The sequence below is a fragment of the Agromyces fucosus genome (genome assembly GCF_004134865.1).
GTDB lineage: Bacteria > Actinomycetota > Actinomycetes > Actinomycetales > Microbacteriaceae > Agromyces > Agromyces fucosus.
The window spans coordinates 463,423-485,648 of sequence record NZ_SDPO01000001.1 but is presented as its reverse complement, the minus strand read 5'-3'; the positions used below and the strand labels follow the sequence as shown (position 1 = coordinate 485,648).

The following is a 22,226-nucleotide window of genomic DNA, read 5'->3' as shown; positions in this document are numbered from 1 at the left end:
ACGCAGAAAGGGGGCGGCCTGTGGCCGCCCCCTTTCTGCGTACGTCGCGATGTCGAGCGCGTCAGTAGTCGCGCGCGATGAGCGATTCGGGCACCTCGGATGCCGCGTCGGCATCGACGAAGAACACGGTGCGTCGCCGGCCCTTGATGCCCGCGACGGGGACCTCGTCACGGCTCGCGCCGGCGAGGGCCAGACCGAGTGCCGATGCCTTGTCGGCGCCGGCGAGCACCATCCAGACACGCTGGGACGCGTTGATGACGGGTCGGGTGAGGCTGAGTCGCTCGGGCGGGGGCTTCGGCGAGTTGCGCACCGCGATGACAGTGCGATCGGTCACCTGGATGCCGGAGCGGTGCGGGAAGAGTGAGGCGATGTGCCCGTCGGGCCCGACGCCGAGGAAGGTGATGTCGAAGATCGGGTGCGGCAGCCCGTCGACGCCATGTGCCGCGAGTTCGGCCGCGTAGACCTCTGCAGCCGTGTCGAGGTCGAGCTCGCCGTCGGCGGCGGGGAACGGGTGCAGGTTCCCGGCCGGCAGGTCGAGCGCGTCGAGCAACGCGACACGTGCCTGCTCGTCGTTGCGCTCGGCGTCACCGGCGGGCAGCCATCGCTCGTCGCCCCACCAGAAGTGCACGCGCGACCAGTCGATCGAGGTGTGCGCGGGCGAGGCTCCCACCGACTGCAGCACCGTGGCGCCCATCGAACCCCCGGTGAGCACGACGTGCGCCACGGCCTGGGTGTCGAGGATGTCGAGGAGCTTCGTGATGAAGCGCGCCGCGACCGACCCCGCGAGCGAGGCCTTGTCGGGGTGCACGAGCACGCGTCGTTCGTTGGTCATGCAGTTCCTCCTTCGCCGCCGGCGTCGAGGAGCTCGAGCCCGCGGGTGATGACCTCACCGTACAACTCATCGGGGTCGAGGCGGCGGAGCTCGTCGGCGAGACAGTCGCGGAGATTGCGACGCGCGAGCGCGAGGTCGTGCCGCGGCTGGCCCGGTTGACGGAGAGTCGCGATGCCCGGGACGTCGCGGATGAGCTCGATCGCCCCGCCGTCGCGCTCGAGGCGCACGCCGTGGATGCCGTGGTACCCGGCCTCTGGCCCGGCGAGCTCGTACTCGGTCGGTGCGTTGAGCTGCAGTCGGAGCCATGCCGCGAGGAGCGTGGTCGAGGGCGAGTCGACCGCCCCGCTGACCTGCACCCTGGTCACGGGTTCGAACGGGGGCTGGTCGAGCACCGCGGCGAGCTGCGCACGCCAGAGGGTGAGCCGGGTCCACGCGAAGTCGGCGTCGCCGGGCGTGTAATTGCCGGCGAGTGCGCGCAGCGCGGCCTGCGGGTCGGGCTGCGCCGAGGCATCCGTGATCCTGCGATGCGCGATGCGACCGAGCGGTGAGCGTCCGGGAACCTCGGGTGCTGCGCCGGGCCACCACGTGACGACCGGGGCATCGGGGAGGAGGAGCGCCATGATGAGGCTCTCCTCGTCGCGCGCGGCATCGCCGCACGCGCGGAGCACGATGACCTCGCTCGCACCGGCGTCGCCGCCGACGCGGATCTCGGCGTCGAGCCGCGGCGCGACCGCCGAGGTCTCGGTGCCGGGCTCGGTCGAGACGACGATGACGCGCATCGGGTGCTCGCGAGAGGCGTCGTTGGCCGCTTCGATCGCTTCTTCCTCGACCCCGGGCGAGGTGGCGATGACGAGCGTGAGGACGCGGCCGAGGGCGACGACGCCGCCCTCTTCGCGGATCTTCACGAGGGTCTTCGAGACCTGACTGGTCGTCGTGTCGGGCAGATCGACGATCATGGGCGTCTCCAGCTTCGTCCGTCGCGTTCGAGGAGTTCATCGGCGGAGGCAGGCCCCCAGGTGCCGGGGCGGTACTGCTCGGGCTGTCCCTGCGTCGCCCAGAACTCCTCGATCGGATCGAGGATCTTCCAGGAGAGCTCGACCTCCTCCTGGCGGGGGAAGAGGGGCGGGTCGCCGAGCAGCACGTCGAGGATCAGGCGCTCGTAGGCCTCGGGGCTCGCCTCGGTGAAGGCGTGGCCGTAGCCGAAGTCCATCGTCACGTCGCGGACCTGCATGCCGGCGCCCGGCACCTTCGAGCCGAAGCGGATCGTGACGCCCTCGTCGGGCTGCACGCGTATCACGAGCGCGTTCTGCCCGAGCTGCGAGGTCTGGCTGTCGGCGAACACCTGCTGGGGTGCGCGCTTGAACACGACCGCGATCTCGGTGACGCGTCGGCCGAGGCGCTTGCCCGCGCGCAGGTAGAACGGCACGCCCGCCCATCGGCGCGTGCCGATGGTCAGCTTCATGGCGGCGTAGGTCTCGGTCGTCGACTCGGGGTTCATGCCGTCTTCGTCGAGGAATCCGATGACCTTCTCGCCGCCCTGCCAGCCGCCGGCGTACTGCCCGCGGGCGGTGCCCGTCGCGAGGTCCTCGGGCAGACGCACGGCCGCGAGGATCTTCTCCTTCTCGGCCCGCAGGTCGCCGGCCTCGAACGAGATCGGCTCCTCCATCGCGGTGAGGGCGAGGAGCTGCAACAGGTGGTTCTGGATCACGTCGCGCGCTGCGCCGATGCCGTCGTAGTACCCGGCACGGCCGCCCACGCCGATGTCCTCGGCCATCGTGATCTGCACGTGATCGACGTGGTTCGCGTTCCAGATGGGCTCGTAGAGCTGGTTCGCGAACCGGAGCGCCAGGATGTTCTGGACCGTCTCCTTGCCGAGGTAGTGGTCGATGCGGAACACCGAGTCGGGCGGGAAGACCGAGGCCACGACGTCGTTCAGCTCGCGCGCCGTCTTCAAATCGCTGCCGAACGGCTTCTCGATGACGACGCGGCGCCACTGGTCGTCACGCTGCTCGGTGAGCCCGGAACGCTTCAGCTGCTCGGTGACGAGCGGGAACGACTTCGGCGGGATCGAGAGGTAGAACGCGTGGTTGCCCATCGTCCCGCGCTCGCGATCGAGGTCGGCGACCACCTGTCGAAGCCGGTCGAACGCCGCGTCGTCGTCGAAGTCGCCGGGCACGAAGCGGATGCCTCTGGCCAGCTGCTTCCAGACGTCTTCACGGAACTCGGTGCGTGCGTACTGCTTCACCGAGTCGTGCACGACCTTCTCGAAGTCCTGGTCGGCCCATTCGCGCCGAGCGAAGCCGACGAGCGCGAAGCCGGGAGGCAGGAGCCCGCGGTTCGCGAGGTCGTAGACCGCGGGCATCAGCTTCTTGCGCGACAGGTCGCCGGTGACTCCGAAGATGATCAGACTCGACGGCCCCGCGATGCGGTTGAGCCGGTAGTCCTTGGGGGAGCGGAGCGGATTGTGCTTCGCGGTGATCTCGGCCGGTTGCATCGTTCCTCCGGTTCTCAGGCGACGACGTCGAACAGCGTCGCCGCGCCGGCCGAGGGGTCGGCGAGGGTGAGGGTGAGCACCGGTCGACCGTGTTCGGCGAGAACGCTCGCGTCACCGGAGGCCTGAGCGGCGATCAGCTGGCCGAAGGTGAACGGGCGATCGGGGATCGCGAGGTCTTCGGCCGGCTTCTGCGTGATCTGGAGGAACGCGCCGACGGCTGGACCGCCCTTGTGGAACTGGCCGGTCGAGTGGAGGAAGCGCGGGCCCCAGCCGAACGTGACCGGGCGACCGGCACGCGCCGCGAGCAGGCCGCGGAGCCGCTCGAGCTCGGGGTGGGCGACCCGGTCGACGTAGGCCTGGATCGAGAGGTAGCCGTCGGCCGGCAGCTCTTCGAGCAGCACGTCGATCGCCGAGGCGAGATCGCTCGAGGCGCCGATGACCTCGGGAGTGCCGCGCACCTCGATACCCTGCTCGACGAAGGCGGCGGGCGTGGGCTCGGGGCGTGCATCGAGGAGGCCGCGCGCAGCGATCTTCGCCGACTCGACATCGGGCTGGTCGAACGGGTTGATGCCCAGGAGGCGTCCGGCCACGACCGTCGCGTACTCCCAGACGAGGAGCTGCGCGCCGAGCGTGCCCGACACGCGGATCTCCCCGGAGTGGTCGCGGCCGAAGATCTCGTCGCCCGCGTCGTCGACGATGCGCACGATCTGCAGGTCGGCGAGGTCCTCGCCGAGCTCGGGTGCATCGACGTCGAGCACCACGGGGAGGAGGCCGGTGCCGTTCTTGCCCGTGGACTCCGCGATCAGCTGCTCGGCCCAGTCGGGGAGCCCCACGATGTGCGTGCCGTCGGCGATGATGCCGAGCTTGTCGCGGAGGGGGACCGTCGCCGCGATCGCCGCGCCGAGGACGAGGCCCGGATTCTCGGGGCTGTCGATGGCGAGCGAGAGCTCGATGGTCTCGGCCTCGTCGAGCACCTCGGAGATGTCGACGCCGGCGAGGCCGGACGGCACGAGGCCGAAGGCGGTGAGCGCCGAGTAGCGGCCGCCGACCTCGGGGTCGGCGTTGAAGACGCGGTAGCCCGCGGCACGGGCCGACTCGTCGAGCGGCGAACCGGGGTCGGTCACGACGATGATGCGGGTCGCGGGATCGATGCCGGCGTCGCGGAAGGCCTGCTCGTACGCGCGGCGCTGGCTGTCGGTCTCGACGGTCGAGCCCGACTTCGACGAGACGACGAGTGCCGAGGTCTCGAGCCGGTCGGCGAGAGCGGCGCGAACCTGCCCCGGCTCGGTCGAGTCGAGCACGGTGAGGTCGACGCCCGTCGTGCGCGTGATGACCTCGGGAGCGAGCGAGGAACCGCCCATGCCCGCGAGCACGATGTGGTCGACGCCCGCCGCCTCGAGCTCTTCGCGCAGGGCTTCGATCTGCGGGACGAGCGGTCGGGAGATCGCGACGGCCTCGGTCCAGCCGAGGCGCTTGGCGGCCTCCGCCTCGGCCTCGGGACCCCAGAGTGATGCGTCCTGGGCAGTGATGCCGCTCGCGACGAGGTCGGCGACGAGCGCGGGAACCGTGCTGCGCACCGCCTCGGCCGCGGCTCCGCTCACCGAGATGCGGAAGCTCATCGTGCGGCCTCCAGCGCGCCGCGAACGGTGTCGAGCAGTTCGTTCCACGAGACGATGAACTTGTCGACGCCCTCCTTCTCGAGCAGCAGGGTCACGTCGTCGTAGTCGACACCGACGCCCGCGAGCGCGTCGAGCACCGTGCCGGCCTGCGCGTACGCGCCGGTGACGGTGTCGCCGACGATGACGCCGTGGTCGAAGGTGGCCTCGAGCGTCTTCTCGGGCATCGTGTTCACGACGCCAGGTGCGACGAGCTCGGTCACGTACAACGTGTCGGGCAGCGAGGGGTCCTTGACACCGGTCGACGCCCAGAGCGGGCGCTGGCGGTTCGCACCCGATGCCAGGAGCGCCGCGGCACGCTCGCCGCCGAACTCCTGCTCGAAGAGCTCGTAGGCGAGGCGAGCGTTCGCGATGCCGGCCTTGCTCTTCAGCGCGAGCGCTTCGTCGGTGCCGATGGACTCGAGTCGCTTGTCAATCTCGGTGTCGACGCGCGAGACGAAGAACGAGGCGACCGAGTGAATGGTCGACAGGTCGATGCCGGCGGCCTTCGCCTGCTCGAGCCCGGCGAGGTAGGCGGCGATGACCTGTCGGTAGCGGTCGAGGCTGAAGATCAGCGTGACGTTGACGCTGATGCCCGAGCCGATGGCCTCGGTGATCGCGTCGAGGCCCTCGGCGGTCGCGGGGATCTTGATCATGGCGTTCGGGCGGTCGACCTTGGCCCAGAGCGTCTTGGCCTCGGCGATCGTGCCGGCGGTGTCGCGAGCGAGCGCGGGGGAGACCTCGATCGAGACGCGCCCGTCGAAGCCGTTCGACCGGTCGTACACGGGACGGAAGACGTCGGCCGCGTCGCGCACGTCGTCGGTCGTGATCTCGAAGACCGCGGTGTCGACGTCGGCGCCGGCGGCGGCGAGCTCGTGCACCTGCGCGGCGTAGCGCTCGCCCTTGGCGAGGGCGCCGGCGAAGATCGTCGGGTTGGTGGTCACGCCGACGACGTCGCGTTCGGCGATGAGTCGGGCGAGGTCGCCGGAAGCGATGCGCTCACGTGAGAGGTCGTCGAGCCAGATGCTGACGCCCGCCTCCGACAGTGCTGCAGTGGGGGAGCTGGTCATGGGAGTATCTCCTCTTCTGGCGCGCGTCAGGCCGACGCGAGCGATTCCTTGGCGGCGGCGACGACGGCTTCAGCCGTGATGCCGAACTCGCGGAACAGGGTCTTGTAGTCGGCGGAGGCGCCGAAGTGCTCGATCGACACCGCACGGCCGCGCGAACCGAGGTAGCGGTGCCACGACAGCGCGAGGCCGGCCTCGACCGAGACGCGGGCCGTGACGCCGGCGGGCAGCACCTGCCCGCGGTACTCGGCCGGCTGCTCCTCGAACCACTCGAGCGACGGAGCCGAGACGACGCGAGCGCCGATGCCCTCCGCCGCGAGCGTCTCGCGGGCCGCGAGCGCGAGCTGCACCTCGGAGCCGGTCGCGATGATGATCACGTCGGGCGTGCCCGATGCGGCCTCGGCGAGCACGTAGGCGCCCTTCGAGACGTTCGATGCGGCAGCGAGAGTGTCGCCGGATGCCTCGGCCGCGCCCCGCACGAACACGGGGATGTTCTGGCGGGTGAGGGCGATGCCCGCCGGGGCATCCGTGCGCTTCAGGACCTCGAGCCAGGCGTGCGCGACCTCGTTGGCGTCGGCGGGCCGCACGACCGTGAGGCCCGGGATCGCCCGGAGCGTCGCGAGCTGCTCGATCGGCTGGTGGGTCGGGCCGTCTTCGCCGAGGGCGACGGAGTCGTGGGTCCAGACGAAGATCGACGGCACCTGCATGAGCGCCGCGAGGCGCACGGCGGGCCGCATGTAGTCGCTGAAGATGAGGAAGGTGCCGCCGAAGGCGCGCGTCTTCCCGTGCAGCACGATGCCGTTGACGATGGCGCCCATGGCGTGCTCGCGGATGCCGAAGTGCAGCACGCGGCCGTAGGGGTTGCCCGAGAACTCGTGCGTGGACCACTCGGCCGGGATGAACGACGCCGCCCCGTTGATCGTGGTCAGGTTCGACTCGGCGAGATCGGCCGAACCGCCCCAGAGCTCGGGCAGCACGCCGGCGAGGGCGTTGATGACCTTGCCCGACGCGGCGCGCGTGGAGACCTCGGTGCCGCCCTCGAAGACGGGGAGGACGGATTCGACGTCGGCGGGGAGCTCGCCGGCCTCGAGGCGGTCGAGGAGCGCCTTGCGGTCGGGGTTCGCCGCCGCCCATGCGTCGAAGGCGAGCTGCCACTCGGCGTGCTCGGCTGCTCCGCGCTCGACGGCGCCACGCGTGTGGGAGAGCACCTCTTCGGCGACGACGAAGCTCTGCTCGGGGTCGAAGCCGAGCACCTCCTTCGTCGCGGCGAGCTCGGCGGCGCCGAGGGCCGAGCCGTGGATCTTGCCGGAGTTCTGCTTGCCGGGCGAGGGCCAGCCGATGATCGTCTTCAGGATGATGATCGACGGCTTGTCGGACTCGCCCTTGGCGGCCTCGATCGCGGCGTGCAGCTCGGCGACGTCTTCGACGTACTCGCCCGTCTTCTTCCAGTCGACGGTCTGCACGTGCCATCCGTAGGACTCGTAGCGCTTCGCGACGTCTTCGGTGAAGGCGATGTTGGTGTCGTCTTCGATCGAGATCTGGTTGGAGTCGTAGATCACGACGAGGTTGCCGAGTTGCTGGTGGCCGGCGAGCGAGGACGCCTCGCTTGTGATGCCTTCCTGCAGGTCGCCGTCGCCCGCGACGACGTAGACGAAGTGGTCGAACGGGCTCGTGCCCGCTGCGGCATCCGGATCGAAGAGGCCGCGCTCGAAGCGAGCGGCGTACGCGAAGCCCACGGCCGAGGCGAGGCCCTGGCCGAGCGGGCCGGTCGTGATCTCGACGCCCGCGGTGTGGCCGTACTCGGGGTGACCGGGGGTCTTCGAACCCCAGGTGCGCAGCGACTCGAGGTCGGAGAGCTCGAGGCCGTCGCCGGCGAGGAAGAGCTGCACGTACTGCGTCAGCGAGGAGTGACCCGCGGAGAGGATGAAGCGGTCGCGGCCGAGCCACGCGTGATCGGACGGATCGCGGCGCATGACCTTCTGGAAGAGGAGATAGGCGGCGGGCGCGAGGCTCATCGCGGTGCCGGGATGCCCGTTACCGACCTTCTCGACGGCGTCGGCCGCGAGGACGCGGGCCGTGTCGACCGCCTGGTCGTCGAGAGATTCCCACTGCAGAGTTGCCACGATGTGCTGTTCCTTCCGGTCATGGACGGCGCCGGGAACCGATGTTCCCCGTCACCGCCGGAGTCGCTACGGCGCGATGTGCCCGGCGGATGACCCGTTGGTCGTCGGCACCGGACGGCAGTTCGAATTCGCGCCGTCGGGCGCGCAATGCCAAGTATATGGACTCCTCACGTTTCGTGACCGTGACGGGAAGTTCACGAGACCCGTCGGGGGGAGTGAGGCGCGGGGCATGGCGGGAAAACGCTTACCTGCACCATCGACACATGATGTCATAGAATCGAACGCGGGCGTGGCGGCACATGCGCGCCCGCGCGCCGGAAGAGGAACGATGCAGGCAGCCGTAGAGACCCGACACGACCGACCGGCGATGACCGTACGGCGAAAGCTCGCCGCCTACCTCGCGCTCACCAAGCCGCGCGTGATCGAGCTGCTGCTCGTCGTGACCGCACCGACGATGATCCTCGCCCAGCAAGGGCTGCCGAGCCTCTGGCTGCTCATCGCGACCCTCATCGGCGGGGCCATGAGCGCCGGTTCGGCCGGAGCGTTCAACTGCTACATCGACCGCGACATCGACCGCGTCATGAAGCGCACGCAGGGGCGCCCGCTCGTCACCGGCGAACTGAGCGACCGAGAGGCCCTCGTGTTCGCCTACGGACTCGGCATCGCGTCGATCGTCTGGCTCGGCCTCTTCACGAACTGGCTCGCCGCGGCGCTCTCGCTCGGGGCGATCCTGCTCTACGTCGTCTTCTACAGCCTGATCCTGAAGCGCCGCACGGCGCAGAACATCGTGTGGGGCGGCGTCGCTGGATGCATGCCAGTGCTCATCGGCTGGGCCGCGGTCACCGGCGACCTCAGCTGGCCGCCGTTCATCCTCTTCCTCATCATCTTCCTCTGGACGCCGCCGCACTACTGGCCGCTCTCGATGAAGTACAAAGACGACTACGCGGCTGCAGGCGTGCCCATGCTCGCCGTCGTCCGCGGTCGCGCGCAGGTGGGGCTGCAGGTCATCCTCTATGCGTGGGCGACCGTGGCGTGCTCCCTGCTGCTCATCCCGATCGCCGGCATGGGGCTCGTCTACTCGACGGTCGCCGTCGTCACCGGGGTCTGGTTCATCTACGAGACCCACCGCCTGTACAACCTCGCGATCCGCCACCAGCAGGTCTCCCCGATGCGGGTCTTCCACGGCTCGATCGCCTACCTGTCGCTGCTGTTCCTCGCGGTCGGCATCGACCCGCTGCTGCCGTTCTAGCCGCACCGCCCGCGTAGCCTCTGCCTACCGGCAGTCGGCAGCAGGCAGCCGGCGGCCGGCCGCCGGTTCGGCCCGCGCCCGCCGACCGGCCCGTCGTCCTGCCGTCAATTCGGCGGCCGCCACTGCCTCGGAGATCTGCGCAGAATCGGAGCCATCCGGCATCCGGGTCCGATCCGGCGCGGATCACCGTTTTTGCGGTGCAGGCGACTCCTCCTCCTCTGCCCCGTTCCTTGGCCGATCCGCCACCGATCGCCTCGCGCCGCGTCTCGTCGGTCGCCGCCGCGGCATCGTCGTCGACATGAGAGACCTCGAACACGCGATGCGACGTGCAGGTGGAGTCGCCAGGGCGACGAGCCTCCAGGCGGTCGGGTACTCACGCCATCACCTCCGGACCGCGGTCGACCAGGGCATCGTCATTCGAGTGCGCCGCAACTGGCTGGCACTGCCCGACGCCGATCGCGACCTCCGCGCGGCAGCGACGGCGGGAGTGGTGCTCTCGTGCATCACCCAGGCGCGTCGCCTCGGGCTCTGGGTGCTCGCGCATCCGAGGCTGCACGTCGCCGCCGCTCCGCACGCTGCCGTGCCCGAGCACCACGGCACTGTGCACTGGGCGCGACCGGTGCTGCCGCGGCATCCGGACTCGCTCGTGGATCCGATCGAGAACGTGCTCGCGCTGGTCGCTGCGTGCCAGCCGTTCGAGGCGGCGCTCACCGTGTGGGAGTCGGCCCTCCGGAAGGGTCTCGTCGATCTCGAGGGGCTCTCGCGGCTCGCACTGCGCGGTCGGGCGCGCGATCTGCTCGTCGCCGCGAACCCGTTCGCCGATTCCGGGCTCGAATCGATCGTGCTGCCGCGACTTCGATGGCTCGGCATCCGAATCGTTCCGCAGGCGTGGATCGAGGGTCACAGGGTCGACTTCCTGCTGGGCGATCGCCTGGTGCTGCAGATCGACGGCGGGCATCACATCGGCGAACAGCGTGTCGCGGACAACGCCCATGACGCGGCGTTGCTGCTGAGCGGTTACCGTGTCATCCGTGTCGGGTACCGACAGGTGGTCGACGACTGGCCGGGTGTGCAGCACGTCATCGTCCGTGCAGTCGGCCAGGGTCTGCACCTTCGCGCGGCATGAGGCAGGTGGCCTGCACGAGATCGGATGAGATCAGCGAACGGAGCCCGGGCGGATGCAGATCTCCGAAGCTGCGGCGGCGTCAGTGAGCGGATGCCTCGACGGGCGACGCTTCGGCCGCGGCATCGGCCGCCACGGGGCGTTTGAGTCGCATGATCACGATCGTCATCGCGGCCGCCGTGAGCGCTGCGAGCACCATGTGCACGCCGACCGCGAACGCCGGTAGGCCGTTCCGCGCCTGGTAGAGGCCGACGCCGACCTGCACGAGCTCGACCGCGAGCAGTGCGATCGACCAGCGGAGCGTCGGCAGCTTCAGCCGCCACGCCGCGACGACGAGCACGAGGGTGAGCACGAGCAGCGCGTAGCCGGGCCACGCGTGCACGTGCTCGAGGATCTCGGAGTCGAAGCCCGTGCGACCGGCTTCGGCATCGCCCGAGTGCGGCCCAGAGCCGGTGGTCAGCACGCCGAAGACGATCGAGACGAGCAGCACCGCGCTCGTGAGGTGGGTGAGGCCGGCGTACCACCCGGGAACCGCGGGTTCGCGCGGACCGGCGGGGGAGTCCATGCGGGCGAGGAACGCCGCGGTGACGCAGACGAGCGCGAGGGACGAGACGTAGTGGAACCCGACGATGAACGGGTTCAGCCCGGTCCACACAGTGATGCCGCCCACGATCGCCTGCGCGACGATGCCGACGCCGACGATGAACGACAGGGTGAAGAGGTCGCGCCGCTCGCGACGGATGCGCCAGACGAGCACGAACACGACGAGCGCGATGATGCCGACCACGCCCGTCATCATGCGATTGCCGAACTCGATGAGCGAGTGGTACGTCAGCTCGTCGGTCGGCACCAGGGACTCGGCCGTGCAGGTGGGCCAGGTCGGGCAGCCGAGGCCGGACCCGGTCAGCCGCACCGCGCCGCCCGTCGCGATGATCGTGACCTGCGCGACGAACGAGGCCCAGGCGAAGAAGCGGAGAGAGCGGGTCACGCGGGTCGTTCCTGATCCGGATCGCGCTGTGACGGCACTGGGAGTCCTGCCCGGCGCCTGCCGCGACCCTATAGACTTGAGGGGTTGGTAGGCCCGCCGACCGCGCGAGATCGCGCGCCACGGGCCGCATACCATCTTAGGTTGGCACTAGCGCCACCGGGCACATCATCACCCACTCAACGAGCACCTCGACTCACGAGGGGAATGAGCCGGCCTGATAGCCGGTTGCACGGGAGGAGAAGAGGGAGAGCATGACGGACGTACTGATCGACCGACCGGAACTCGAAGGACTCGGCACCTACGAGTTCGGCTGGGCCGACTCCGACGCCGCGGGGGCATCAGCCCGACGCGGCATCTCGCCGGAGGTCGTCGCCGACATCTCCGCGCTGAAATCGGAGCCCGAATGGATGCTCCAGCGTCGCCAGCGCGCCCTGCAGCTCTTCGAGCGCAAGCCGATGCCCACGTGGGGCGCCGACCTGTCGGAGATCGACTTCGACAACATCAAGTACTTCGTGCGCTCGACCGAGAAGCAGGCCCAGACCTGGGAAGACCTGCCCGACGACATCAAGAACACGTACGAGAAGCTCGGCATCCCCGAGGCCGAGCGCCAACGCCTCGTCGCCGGCGTCGCCGCGCAGTACGAGTCCGAGGTGGTCTACCACCAGATCAACGAAGAGCTCGAGCGCCAGGGTGTCATCTTCATGGACACCGACACCGCCCTGAAGGAGCACCCCGAGTTCTTCGAGGAGTACTTCGGCACCGTCATCCCCGCCGGCGACAACAAGTTCGCGGCGCTCAACACGGCCGTGTGGTCGGGCGGTTCGTTCGTCTACGTGCCGAAGGGCGTGCACGTCGAGATCCCGCTGCAGGCCTACTTCCGCATCAACACCGAGAACATGGGCCAGTTCGAGCGCACGTTGATCATCGCCGACGAGGGCAGCTACGTGCACTACATCGAGGGCTGCACGGCGCCGATCTACAAGAGCGACTCGCTGCACTCGGCCGTCGTCGAGATCATCGTGAAGAAAGACGCACGCGTGCGCTACACGACGATCCAGAACTGGTCGAACAACGTCTACAACCTCGTGACCAAGCGCGCGACCGCTGCCGAAGGCGCCACCATGGAGTGGGTCGACGGCAACATCGGCTCGAAGGTCACGATGAAGTACCCGTCGATCTTCCTCATGGGCGAGCACGCCAAGGGCGAGACCCTCTCGGTCGCCTTCGCGGGCCCGGGCCAGCACCAGGACGCGGGCGCGAAGATGATCCACATGGCGCCGTACACGCAGTCGTCGATCGTCTCGAAGTCGATCGCGCGCGGCGGTGGCCGGGCCGGCTACCGCGGCGAGGTGCGCATCGACGCGAACGCGCACCACTCGGCGAACAGCGTCGTCTGCGACGCCCTGCTCGTCGACACGATCTCCCGTTCCGACACCTACCCGGCGATCGACATCCGCGTCGACGACGTGAAGCTCGGACACGAGGCGACCGTCTCCAAGGTCAGCGAGGAGCAGCTCTTCTACCTGATGAGCCGTGGCATCGACGAGACCGAGGCCATGTCGATGATCGTGCGCGGCTTCATCGAGCCGATCGCGCGCGAGCTCCCCATGGAATACGCGATGGAACTCAACAAGCTCATCGAAATGGGCATGGAAGGATCGGTGGGCTAGTAGTGACCGCCCAGATGACCAGCACAGCCATGCCCACCGCGGAGCAGCACGGCCTCGTCGCGCACTCCGACGGCGCCTTCGTGCCCGTGCAGACCCGCTCCGAGCGCTTCCGCTCGGTGAACGTCGACGAGTTCGCACCCGTCACCGGTCGCGAGCACGAGTGGAAGTTCTCCCCGATCGCGACCTTCGCCGACCTGATCGGCGGCGAGCTCGACGGGTCGCGCCTGCCGATCGAGACGACGGATGCCTCGGGCATCGCCTTCTCGTACATCCCGCGGGGCGACTCGCGCATCGGCACGGCGGGCACGCCCGAAGAGCGGGCGAGCGCCAACGCGTGGTCGACGTTCGGCGAGGCCCTGCTCGTCTCCGTCACCGGTGAAGACGAGAAGATCGCATTCGTGACCCGCACGGGCCTCGGCGACGCGCCGCGTGCCGCGCACACCGTCATCGAGGCCGCACCGAACAGCCGCGGCTTCGTCGTGCTCGCCGGCACGGGCACTGCCCGCCTCAGCGAGAACGTCGAGATCCTCGTCGGCGCCGGGGCATCCCTCACGGTGGTCTCCCTGCAGGAGTGGGACGACGAGGCCGTGCACCTCTCGAGCCAGTTCGCCCGCCTCGGCCGCGACGCGTTCCTGAAGCACATCGTGGTCTCCCTCGGCGGCAACGTCGTCCGGGTGAACCCCTCGACCCACCTCGCCGAGCAGGGCGCCGACATCGAGGCCCTCGGCCTGTACTTCGCCGATGCCGGCCAGCACCTCGAGCAGCAGGTCTTCGTGCACCACGACGCCCCGCACACCAAGAGCCGCGTGACCTACAAGGGCGCCCTGCAGGGCGCCGGTGCGCGCACCGTGTGGATCGGCGACGTGCTCATCGGCAACGCCGCGGTCGGCACCGACAGCTACGAGCAGAACCGCAACCTCGTGCTCACCGAGGGCACGCGGGCCGACTCCGTGCCGAACCTCGAGATCGAGACCGGCGACATCGAAGGCGCCGGACACGCGAGTGCCACGGGTCGTTTCGACGACGAGCAGCTGTTCTACCTCATGGCACGCGGCATCCGCGAAGACGAGGCGCGTCGTCTCGTCGTGCGCGGCTTCCTCACCGACATCGTGCAGAAGATCGGCTCGGCCGACCTCGAAGCCCGCCTCACGGCGGCGATCGAGGCTGAACTGGAAGGTCGCTGACGTGACATCCGTGCGTGTGTGCGCCATCGACGACCTCGCTGTCAACGAAGCTTCGCGCTTCGTGCTCGAGGGCGTTCCCATCGCGGTCGTGAAAGACGCTGCGGGTGATGTCTTCGCGATCGGAGACACCTGCACGCACGGCGACATCTCGCTCGCCGAGGGCTTCGTCGAAGACGACACCCTCGAGTGCTGGGCCCACGGCTCCATGTTCTCCCTCAAGACGGGCAAGCCGCTGACGCTGCCCGCGTACGAGCCCGTCCCGGTCTACCAGGTCGAGCTCAAGGACGGCGACGTCCACATCGATCCCGCGGTCACCCTGGCCGTCTGACACACCTTCTCCGGCCCGGAACGGCCGGCAACCGAAAGAGATCATTACGAACATGTCCGTTCTCGAGATCAAGAACCTCCACGTCAACGTCGAGACCGAGCAGGGCACGCGCGAGATCCTGCGCGGCGTCGACCTCGTCATCAACGAGGGCGAGATCCACGCGATCATGGGCCCCAACGGCTCGGGCAAGTCGACGCTCGCGTACACGATCGCCGGCCACCCCAAGTACCAGGTCGTCGAGGGCGAGATCCTCCTCGACGGCGAGAACGTGCTCGAGATGTCGGTCGACGAGCGCGCACGCGCCGGCGTCTTCCTCGCGATGCAGTACCCCGTCGAGATCCCCGGCGTGACCGTGACGAACTTCCTCCGCACCGCCAAGACGGCGATCGACGGCGAGGCGCCTGCGATCCGCGGCTGGATCAAGGACGTCCGCGAATCGATGTCGAACCTCAAGATGGACTCGGCGTTCGCCGAGCGCAACGTCAACGAGGGCTTCTCGGGCGGCGAGAAGAAGCGCAACGAGATCCTCCAGCTCGAGCTGCTGAAGCCGAAGTTCGCCGTGCTCGACGAGACCGATTCCGGCCTCGACGTCGACGCACTGAAGATCGTCTCCGAGGGCGTCAACCGCGCGCACTCGAACACGGGCCTCGGCGTGCTGCTCATCACGCACTACACGCGTATCCTCCGCTACATCAAGCCCGACTTCGTGCACGTCTTCGTCGCGGGCAAGATCGCCGAGCAGGGCGGCGCAGAGCTCGCCGACCGCCTCGAAGAAGAGGGCTACGACCGTTACCAGGTCGCGGAGTCGGCGGCCGAAGCGGTGACGGCGGAATAGGCCGAGAGTAGAATCCCAGCATGGTCACCTCCCTCGCACCAGAGCGCTACGACCAGGTCGAAGAAGCGCTGAAAGACGTCATGGACCCCGAGCTCGGGGTCAACATCGTCGACCTCGGCCTCATCTACGACCTCGGTTGGGATGAGGAGAACGACGCGCTGGTCATCCACATGACGCTCACGAGCGCCGGATGCCCGCTCACCGACGTCATCGAGGAGCAGACCGCCGAAGCACTCGACGGCACCGTGGATGCGTTCCGCATCAACTGGGTGTGGATGCCGCCGTGGGGCCCCGAGCGCATCACCGACGACGGCCGCGACATGATGCGGGCTCTCGGCTTCGCGATCTGAGTCCCGCGACGCGAGCCACCCGCTCGATACCTTCGGATGCCCCGTGCAGCACGCTGCACGGGGCATCCGCCGTCTCAGGCGAGGCCGCGGCGCTCGAGGAGCGCGCCGATCTCGGGTTCGCGCCCGAGGAGGCGCCGGATCGACTCCCGCGGATCGCGTGATCCGCCCGGGGCCAGGATCTCGGCCCGATAGCGTTCGCCGTTCTCCCTGGTCGCGCCGCCGTTCGACTCGAACCACGCCATGATGTCGGCGCCCGGCACCTCGCTCCAGATGTACGAGTAGTACCCGGCGTCGTAGCCGCCCGCGAAGACATGCGCGAAGTAAGTGCTCGAGTAGCGCGGCGGCACGAGGGGATCGTCGAGTCCGGCCGCGGCGAGCGCGTCCCGCTCGAATTGTGCGACGTCGGCAACCGCGTCGGCTTCGGCGGGGGAGAGTCGGTGCCACGCCTGGTCGAGCACCGCCGCGGCGAGGTACTCGGTCGTCGAGAACCCCTCGTTGAACGTGCGCGACGCCAGCAGTCGGTCGACGAGCTGTTGCGGCATCCGCTCGCCCGTCTCGTGATGCACCGCGTACTCGCCGAGCACCTCGGGCCGCAGCACCCACAGCTCGTTGACCTGGCTCGGCAGCTCGACGAAGTCGCGGTACACGTTCGTGCCCGACATCGAGGGATGCACGACGTCGGAGAGCAGCCCGTGCAGCGCATGGCCGAACTCGTGGAAGAGCGTCTCGGTCTCGTCGAGCGTGAGCAGGGTCGGCTCGCCCGCGGCAGGCCGGGCGACGTTCATGTTGTTCACCACGACCGGCAGGGTGCCCTCGAGCTTCGACTGCTCGACGAGGGAGCTCATCCATGCGCCGCCCCGCTTCGAGTCCCGCGTGTACAGGTCCAGCAGGTAGAGGCCGACGGGCGTTCCGTCCTCCTCGAACACCTCGAACACGCGGGTCTCGGGGTGGTAGCCGACGAGGTCGGTGCGTTCGGCGAACGTGAGCCCGTAGAGCAGGTGCGCAGCGTGGAACACGCCCCGCGTCAGCACCCGATCGAACTCCAGGTATGGACGCATCTCGTCGAGGTCGACGGCGTAGCGTTCGCGGCGCACCGATTCGCTCAGCAGCGCCCAGTCGGATGCCTCGATCGGGCGCCGGCCGGTGGCTGCGGCCCGCTCGGCGAGGGCGAGCGCTTCGCGTCGGGCGTTCGCCGTCGCCGCGGGCGTGAGTCGGTCGAGCAGTTCGGCCACGGCGTCGGGCGTGCCCGCGGTCTCGTCGACGGTGACGGCAGCGGCGTGGCTGGTGAAGCCGAGGAGCGCAGCACGCTCGGCGCGGAGCCGCACGATCTCGAGCAGCGTCTCGCGGGTGTCGTGGGCGCCGCCGCGGCATCCGCGTGCCCGTGATGCGGCGAGCAGGCGATCGCGCACGGCGTCGCGCTCGAGGGCCGCGAGCGTCGGCTGGCCCGTCGGCAGCACGAGCGTGATGAGCCAGCCGTCGAGGCCTCGGGAGATCGCGGCCTCGCGCGCGGCTGAGCGCCGCCCCTCGTCGAGTCCTGCGAGGTCGTCGGGGTCGGTGAAGTGCAGCGCGAGATCGTTCGCGTCGGCGAGGAGATGCTGCTGGAATGCCGTCGTGAGCTCGGAGATCCGGGTGTTGAGTGCCGTGAGCTCGCCGCGCTCCGCTTCACCGAGCGCGGCGCCCGCGAGCGTCGCGGTGCGGTGATACTTGTCGAGCAGCTCGACCGACTCGGCATCGAGCTCGAGACCGTCGCGTGCAGCCTGCAGCTCGGAGAGTCGGGCGTAGAGCCGAGGATCGAGCCTGATCGCGTCGCGATGGGCCGAGAGGAGCGGTGCGAGCTCCACCTCGATGGCGTCGATCGCGGCATCGCTGTCGGCTGAGCTCGCGTTCTCGAAGACCGGGAGCACTCGGCGCAGCACCTCTCCCGAGCGTTCGAGGGCGACGACCGTGTTCTCGAACGTCGGCGCCGCGGCATCCGTGGCGATCGACTCGATGGCCCGGCGCTGCTCGCGCATGCCGGCATCGATCGCCTCGCGATAGTGCTCGGGCCGGATGAGGGCGAAGAGCGGGAGGCGATACGGCAACGGACTGGGCTCGAGGAAGGGATTGGAGTGCTCGGTCGTCATCCGTCCACCGTAGTTCGCTGTCACGCCGGCGGACATGAGCCTAGGCTCGGAACATGAGCACCGAACGCCCTGCATCCGGTCTTCGAGACGCCTACACGCACGGCCACCACGCCAGTGTGCTGCGCACGCACTCGTGGCGCACGGTGGAGAACTCGGCCGCCTACCTCGTGCCGCATCTGCGCGAGGGAGCACGCGTGCTCGACGTGGGGAGCGGACCGGGCACCATCACGATCGACCTGGCCCGTCGTGTGCGACCGGGAACGGTCGTCGGCATCGACGCCTCGGCCGAAGTGGTCGCCGCAGCGACCGGACTCGCGGAGAGCGAGGGCGTGGAGAACGTCGGTTTCGCCGTCGGCGACGCCTATGCGCTCGACTTCGACGACGACACCTTCGATGTCGCACATGCCCACCAGGTGCTGCAGCACCTCGCACGACCCGTCGACGCGCTGCGCGAGCTCCGCCGCGTCGTGAAGCCCGGCGGCATCGTCGCCGTGCGCGACGTCGACTACGGCGGCGTCATCTGGAATCCCGCATCACCCGGTCTCGCTCGCTGGCTGGAGCTCTATCACGCGGTGCACGAATGGAACGGGGGCGAGCCCGATGCCGGCCGCCACCTGAAGGGCTGGGCGCGCGACGCCGGCTTCGTCGACGTCGCCACGACCGGCGCCGTGTGGGTCTTCTCCACCGCTCTCGAACGCGAATGGTGGGGCGGCGCCTGGGCCGAGCGCGCGACGGAGTCGCAGTTCGCGGCGCACGCGATCGAATCCGGGCACTCGAGCCCCGATGAGCTCCGGCGCATCGCCGACGCGTGGCGGAGCTGGGCCGCCGATGACGACGGCTGGCTGCTCATGCCGCACGGCGAGATCATCGCGCGGGTGTAGAGCGCAGAGCGGGTGCGCTGGTGCCCGCTACCAGTCCTCGTCGGCGTCGTGCGCGTCGACGATGGTGTCGCGCACGACCGTGCCGTCGTCGAGCTCGGCGATCGGTCGGCCCTCGAGCCACGTGAGAGTCCAGTGACGGTCCGCCCCGTCGCCGGTGAACGCCGTCTCGGCCGCGGCGATGCGCTCGCGCAGCTCCACGGGCACGGATGCCGGCGGCTCGGCGCCGAACGCCCAGCGGGTGCCGAGCCGCATCAGGCGTCCATCTCGTACGTCACCCAGCTCGTACGCTTGGCGAGCTGGTCGTAGACCTGCTGCGCGGGCGCGTTGTCCTCAGCCGTGATCCAGCTGACGCCGCCCTGGCCGATCTCGGCCGCACGGGCGTGCACGTACTCGATGAGCGCTCGACCGATCCCGGACCCGCGAGCGCCCTCGTCGACGTAGAGGTCGTCGAGATACATGCCCCGCGTCGCCGTGAGCGAGTTCGGCACCGCCCGGTAGTGGGCGAGCCCCACAGGGCGACCCTCGTCGTCGACGGCGAGTGCGGCGTGCACCGGCTCGGACTCGTCGCGGATCCAGTTCCAGACGATCAGCGCCTTGGCGTCGTCGAGTTCGGTCTCGTAGAAGCGGCAATACGCCTCGAACAGCGGCAGCCAACCGAAGAAGTCGTCGTCACCGGCCGATCGGATCTCGTAGTTCATGGTTCCCCCTATTCCGACGGCGCCTCGAAGACGACGTCGCGGACTTCGAACGACTCGGCTTCGACGAAGCCGAGCTCGGCGATGCGCCCCACCGCACGCAGATCTGATGCGACCGACTCCAGCAACGCGATCGTCGCGGCCGGCGCTGCGATCACGGCACTCGCGACGGGCGTCTTCTGCGACGCCTTCGCGTCGGTCTTGGCCCGTCGGATGCCCGTCAGCGCGAGGCCGGCGATCTCGAGGAGCTCGACACCGGCTTCACCGCGCGCGGCCAGTTCGTCGACGCTCGGCCACGACGCCACGTGCACCGAGCCCTCGTGCGACCAGCGCCACGCCTCTTCGGTCGCGAACGGGATGACGGGAGCGAACAGACGGAGCAGCACGTCGAGTGCGGTCTTCAGTGCCGCCACGGCCGACGCCTGCTCGGGGCTCGGCTCGCCGTAGGCGCGCTCCTTCACGAGCTCGAGGTAGTCGTCGCAGAACGTCCAGAAGAACGTCTCGGCGAGTTCGAGCGCACGTGCGTGGTCGTAGGCCTCGAGCGATCGCGTGGCGCGCTCGACGACACCGGTGAGCTCGGCGAGCATGCTGCGATCGACGGGCATGGTGACCGGGGCATCCGCTCGGCCGTCGAAGCCGAGGATGAACTTCGCCGCGTTCAGCACCTTGATGGCGAGGCGGCGGCCGATCTTGACCTGCGTCGGGTTCTGCGGGTCGAAGGCCGCGTCGGTGCCGAGACGCGAGGATGCCGCCCAGTAGCGCACCGCGTCGGAGCCGTGCTGGTCGAGGAGCCCGGCCGGCGTGACGACGTTGCCCTTCGACTTCGACATCTTCTTGCGGTCGGGGTCGACGATGAAGCCCGAGATCGACGCGTTCGCCCACGGCGCGACGCCGTGCTCGAGCTCGGCGCGGAGCGTGGTCGAGAACAGCCAGGTCCGGATGATGTCCTGGCCCTGGGGCCGGAGCGAATACGGGAAGACCAGGTCGAAGAGCTCGGGGTCGCGTTCCCAGCCGCCGGCGAGCTGCGGAGTCAGCGACGACGTCGCCCAGGTGTCCATGACGTCGTGCTCGCCGATGAAGCCGCCGGCCTCGCCGCGCTGCGACTCGTCGAAGCCGGGTGCGGCGGCCGACGACGGGTCGACCGGCAGCATCTCGCGGGTCGCGACGATCGGCTCGTCGAACTTGGGGTCGCCGGCGGCGTCGAGCGGGTACCAGACGGGGATCGGCACGCCGAAGAACCGCTGCCGCGAGACGAGCCAGTCGCCTGAGAGGCCGCCGACCCAGTTCTCGTAGCGCACGCGCATGAAGTCGGGGTGCCAGTCGATCTCGCGGCCGTGCGAGAGGAGTCGCTCACGCAGTGCCTCGTCGCGAGCGCCGTTGCGGATGTACCACTGGCGCGTCGAAACGATCTCGAGCGGCTTGTCGCCCTTCTCGAAGAACTTCACCGGGTGGGTGATCGACTTCGGGTCGGCGAGGAGGTCGCCCGAGTCGCGGAGCTGCTGCACCACGGCCTGCTTCGCCGAGAAGGTGGTCTTGCCGGCCAGCTCGGCGAACGCCGCCTTGCCCGCGTCTGAGGTGATGACGTCGGGGGCGTCGGCGATGACGCGGCCGTCGAAGCCGATGATCGCGCGGTTCGGCAGGTCGAGCTCGCGCCACCACACGACGTCGGTGATGTCGCCGAAGGTGCAGATCATGGCGATGCCGGTGCCCTTGTCCTTCTGGGCGAGGTGGTGGGCGAGGACGGGCACCTCGACGCCGAAGACGGGCGAGGTGACGGTCGTGCCGAAGAGCGGCTGGTAGCGCTCGTCGTCGGGGTGGGCCACGAGGGCCACGCACGCGGGGATGAGCTCGGGACGGCTCGTCTCGATCTCGATGATGCCGCCGTCGGGGCGGTGGAACGAGACGCGGTGGTAGTGGCCCGGCTGCTCGCGGTCCTCGAGCTCGGCCTGCGCGACGGCCGTGCGGAACGTGACGTCCCACAGGGTCGGGGCGAGCGCCTGATACGCCTCTCCGCGCTCGACGTTGCGCACGAAGGCGAGCTGCGACGCGAAGAGCGACTCGTCGCCGATCGTGCGATAGGTCTGGGTCCAGTCGACCGACAGGCCGAGCTGGCGCCAGAGCGCCTCGAACTGCTGCTCGTCTTCGACCGTCAGCCGCTCGCAGAGCTCGATGAAGTTGCGCCGGCTGATCGGCACCTGGTCGGCGGCCTTCGTCGACTTGCCGTCGCCGCCCTCGAACGGCGGCACGAAGCCCTCGATGTAGGCGAGTGTTGGGTCGCAGCGCACGCCGTAGTAGTTCTGCACGCGGCGTTCCGTCGGCAGGCCGTTGTCGTCCCAGCCCATCGGGTAGAAGACGCTCTTGCCGCGCATGCGCTGGAATCGTGCGACGACGTCGGTGTGCGTGTAGGAGAAGACGTGGCCGATGTGGAGCGATCCCGAGGCCGTCGGCGGCGGGGTGTCGATCGAGTAGATGCACTCGCGCGTCGCCGACGTCCGGTCGAACCGGTACGTGCCCTCGCGCTCCCAGGCGCCGCCCCAAACCGATTCGAGGCCTTCGAGAGCGGGCTTGTCGGGAATGCGCGCGGTGTCGGTCATGATGCTCCGGTTCGATATCGGCGGCACCGTGTCGG

General features: G+C 69.4%; 19 protein-coding genes. 8 read left to right on the top strand and 11 right to left on the bottom strand.

Annotated elements, in window-relative coordinates; translation table 11 throughout:
* Window positions 1-61 precede the first annotated feature (61 nt).
* Genes pgl through tkt form a run of 6 tightly spaced genes read right to left on the bottom strand, consistent with a single transcriptional unit; the run spans window position 62 to window position 8,171 of the window.
* The gene (pgl, locus tag ESP57_RS02300) at window positions 62-832 is read right to left on the bottom strand and encodes a 6-phosphogluconolactonase (RefSeq protein ID WP_056009210.1); all 771 of its coding nucleotides are present in this window, start codon (window positions 830-832) and stop codon (window positions 62-64) included.
* A complete protein-coding gene (locus tag ESP57_RS02295; protein WP_056009208.1) occupies window positions 829-1,788 on the bottom strand; it encodes a glucose-6-phosphate dehydrogenase assembly protein OpcA in 960 nt (319 codons plus the stop codon). The genes pgl and ESP57_RS02295 overlap by 4 nt, the downstream gene beginning before the upstream one ends.
* Window positions 1,785-3,326: a glucose-6-phosphate dehydrogenase gene (zwf, locus tag ESP57_RS02290; RefSeq protein WP_115957812.1), complete on the bottom strand. Its 1,542-nt coding sequence runs from the start codon at window positions 3,324-3,326 to the stop codon at window positions 1,785-1,787. Before zwf ends, ESP57_RS02295 begins: the two co-directional genes overlap by 4 nt.
* 14 nt (window positions 3,327-3,340) lie before the next feature.
* Window positions 3,341-4,945 carry a glucose-6-phosphate isomerase gene (locus tag ESP57_RS02285; RefSeq protein WP_129230433.1) on the bottom strand — a complete coding sequence of 535 codons (1,605 nt, stop codon included), beginning with the start codon at window positions 4,943-4,945 and terminating at the stop codon, window positions 3,341-3,343.
* A complete protein-coding gene (gene tal, locus ESP57_RS02280; RefSeq protein WP_129230432.1) occupies window positions 4,942-6,051 on the bottom strand; it encodes a transaldolase in 1,110 nt (369 codons plus the stop codon). The genes ESP57_RS02285 and tal overlap by 4 nt, the downstream gene beginning before the upstream one ends.
* Window positions 6,052-6,077: 26 nt before the next feature.
* A complete protein-coding gene (gene tkt, locus ESP57_RS02275) occupies window positions 6,078-8,171 on the bottom strand; it encodes a transketolase (protein ID WP_129230431.1) in 2,094 nt (697 codons plus the stop codon).
* A gap of 328 nt (window positions 8,172-8,499) precedes the next feature.
* Between tkt and ESP57_RS02270 the strand changes: the two genes are divergently transcribed.
* Window positions 8,500-9,420: a heme o synthase gene (locus tag ESP57_RS02270; RefSeq protein WP_129230430.1), complete on the top strand. Its 921-nt coding sequence runs from the start codon at window positions 8,500-8,502 to the stop codon at window positions 9,418-9,420.
* Window positions 9,421-9,718: 298 nt separating this feature from the next.
* Window positions 9,719-10,546: an endonuclease domain-containing protein gene (locus tag ESP57_RS02265; RefSeq protein ID WP_129230429.1), complete on the top strand. Its 828-nt coding sequence runs from the start codon at window positions 9,719-9,721 to the stop codon at window positions 10,544-10,546.
* A 79-nt stretch (window positions 10,547-10,625) separates the two neighbouring features.
* Here ESP57_RS02265 and ESP57_RS02260 read toward each other — a convergent pair whose 3' ends face one another.
* Entirely contained in the window at window positions 10,626-11,531 is a 906-nt protein-coding gene (locus ESP57_RS02260; protein ID WP_243648372.1) for a COX15/CtaA family protein, read from the bottom strand.
* Window positions 11,532-11,782: 251 nt separating this feature from the next.
* On the opposite strand from ESP57_RS02260, the gene sufB reads away from it, so the two are divergent.
* The 5 genes from sufB to ESP57_RS02235 are packed head-to-tail and all read left to right on the top strand — an operon-like array spanning window position 11,783 to window position 15,898.
* Window positions 11,783-13,201: a Fe-S cluster assembly protein SufB gene (sufB, locus tag ESP57_RS02255; RefSeq protein ID WP_056009191.1), complete on the top strand. Its 1,419-nt coding sequence runs from the start codon at window positions 11,783-11,785 to the stop codon at window positions 13,199-13,201.
* Window positions 13,202-13,215: 14 nt separating this feature from the next.
* Entirely contained in the window at window positions 13,216-14,385 is a 1,170-nt protein-coding gene (gene sufD, locus ESP57_RS02250) for a Fe-S cluster assembly protein SufD (RefSeq protein WP_243648371.1), read from the top strand.
* Window position 14,386: 1 nt separating this feature from the next.
* Window positions 14,387-14,713, top strand: coding sequence for a non-heme iron oxygenase ferredoxin subunit (locus tag ESP57_RS02245; protein ID WP_056009190.1), 327 nt, complete (start codon window positions 14,387-14,389; stop codon window positions 14,711-14,713).
* Window positions 14,714-14,765: 52 nt separating this feature from the next.
* Window positions 14,766-15,548, top strand: a complete 783-nt coding sequence (gene sufC, locus ESP57_RS02240) for a Fe-S cluster assembly ATPase SufC (RefSeq protein WP_056009188.1) — start codon at window positions 14,766-14,768, stop codon at window positions 15,546-15,548.
* Window positions 15,549-15,568: 20 nt separating this feature from the next.
* Complete coding sequence (locus ESP57_RS02235) at window positions 15,569-15,898, top strand: metal-sulfur cluster assembly factor (RefSeq protein WP_056009186.1); 330 nt, start codon at window positions 15,569-15,571, stop codon at window positions 15,896-15,898.
* 74 nt (window positions 15,899-15,972) lie between these two features.
* Here the strand turns inward: ESP57_RS02235 and ESP57_RS02230 are convergent, their stop codons facing one another.
* Window positions 15,973-18,021: a M3 family metallopeptidase gene (locus tag ESP57_RS02230; RefSeq protein WP_129230427.1), complete on the bottom strand. Its 2,049-nt coding sequence runs from the start codon at window positions 18,019-18,021 to the stop codon at window positions 15,973-15,975.
* A 53-nt stretch (window positions 18,022-18,074) separates the two neighbouring features.
* On the opposite strand from ESP57_RS02230, the gene ESP57_RS02225 reads away from it, so the two are divergent.
* Window positions 18,075-18,902, top strand: a complete 828-nt coding sequence (locus ESP57_RS02225) for a methyltransferase domain-containing protein (RefSeq protein ID WP_129230426.1) — start codon at window positions 18,075-18,077, stop codon at window positions 18,900-18,902.
* Between the two features lie 27 nt (window positions 18,903-18,929).
* Here the strand turns inward: ESP57_RS02225 and ESP57_RS02220 are convergent, their stop codons facing one another.
* The 3 genes from ESP57_RS02220 to valS are packed head-to-tail and all read right to left on the bottom strand — an operon-like array spanning window position 18,930 to window position 22,191.
* On the bottom strand, window positions 18,930-19,154 hold the full coding sequence (locus ESP57_RS02220) for a hypothetical protein (protein ID WP_056009180.1): 225 nt from the start codon (window positions 19,152-19,154) through the stop codon (window positions 18,930-18,932).
* Window positions 19,154-19,600 (bottom strand): GNAT family N-acetyltransferase, encoded by a 447-nt coding sequence (locus ESP57_RS02215; protein ID WP_129230425.1) that lies wholly within the window; start codon window positions 19,598-19,600, stop codon window positions 19,154-19,156. The genes ESP57_RS02220 and ESP57_RS02215 overlap by 1 nt, the downstream gene beginning before the upstream one ends.
* Window positions 19,601-19,608: 8 nt before the next feature.
* Window positions 19,609-22,191 carry a valine--tRNA ligase gene (gene valS / locus ESP57_RS02210; RefSeq protein WP_129230424.1) on the bottom strand — a complete coding sequence of 861 codons (2,583 nt, stop codon included), beginning with the start codon at window positions 22,189-22,191 and terminating at the stop codon, window positions 19,609-19,611.
* Window positions 22,192-22,226 lie beyond the last annotated feature (35 nt).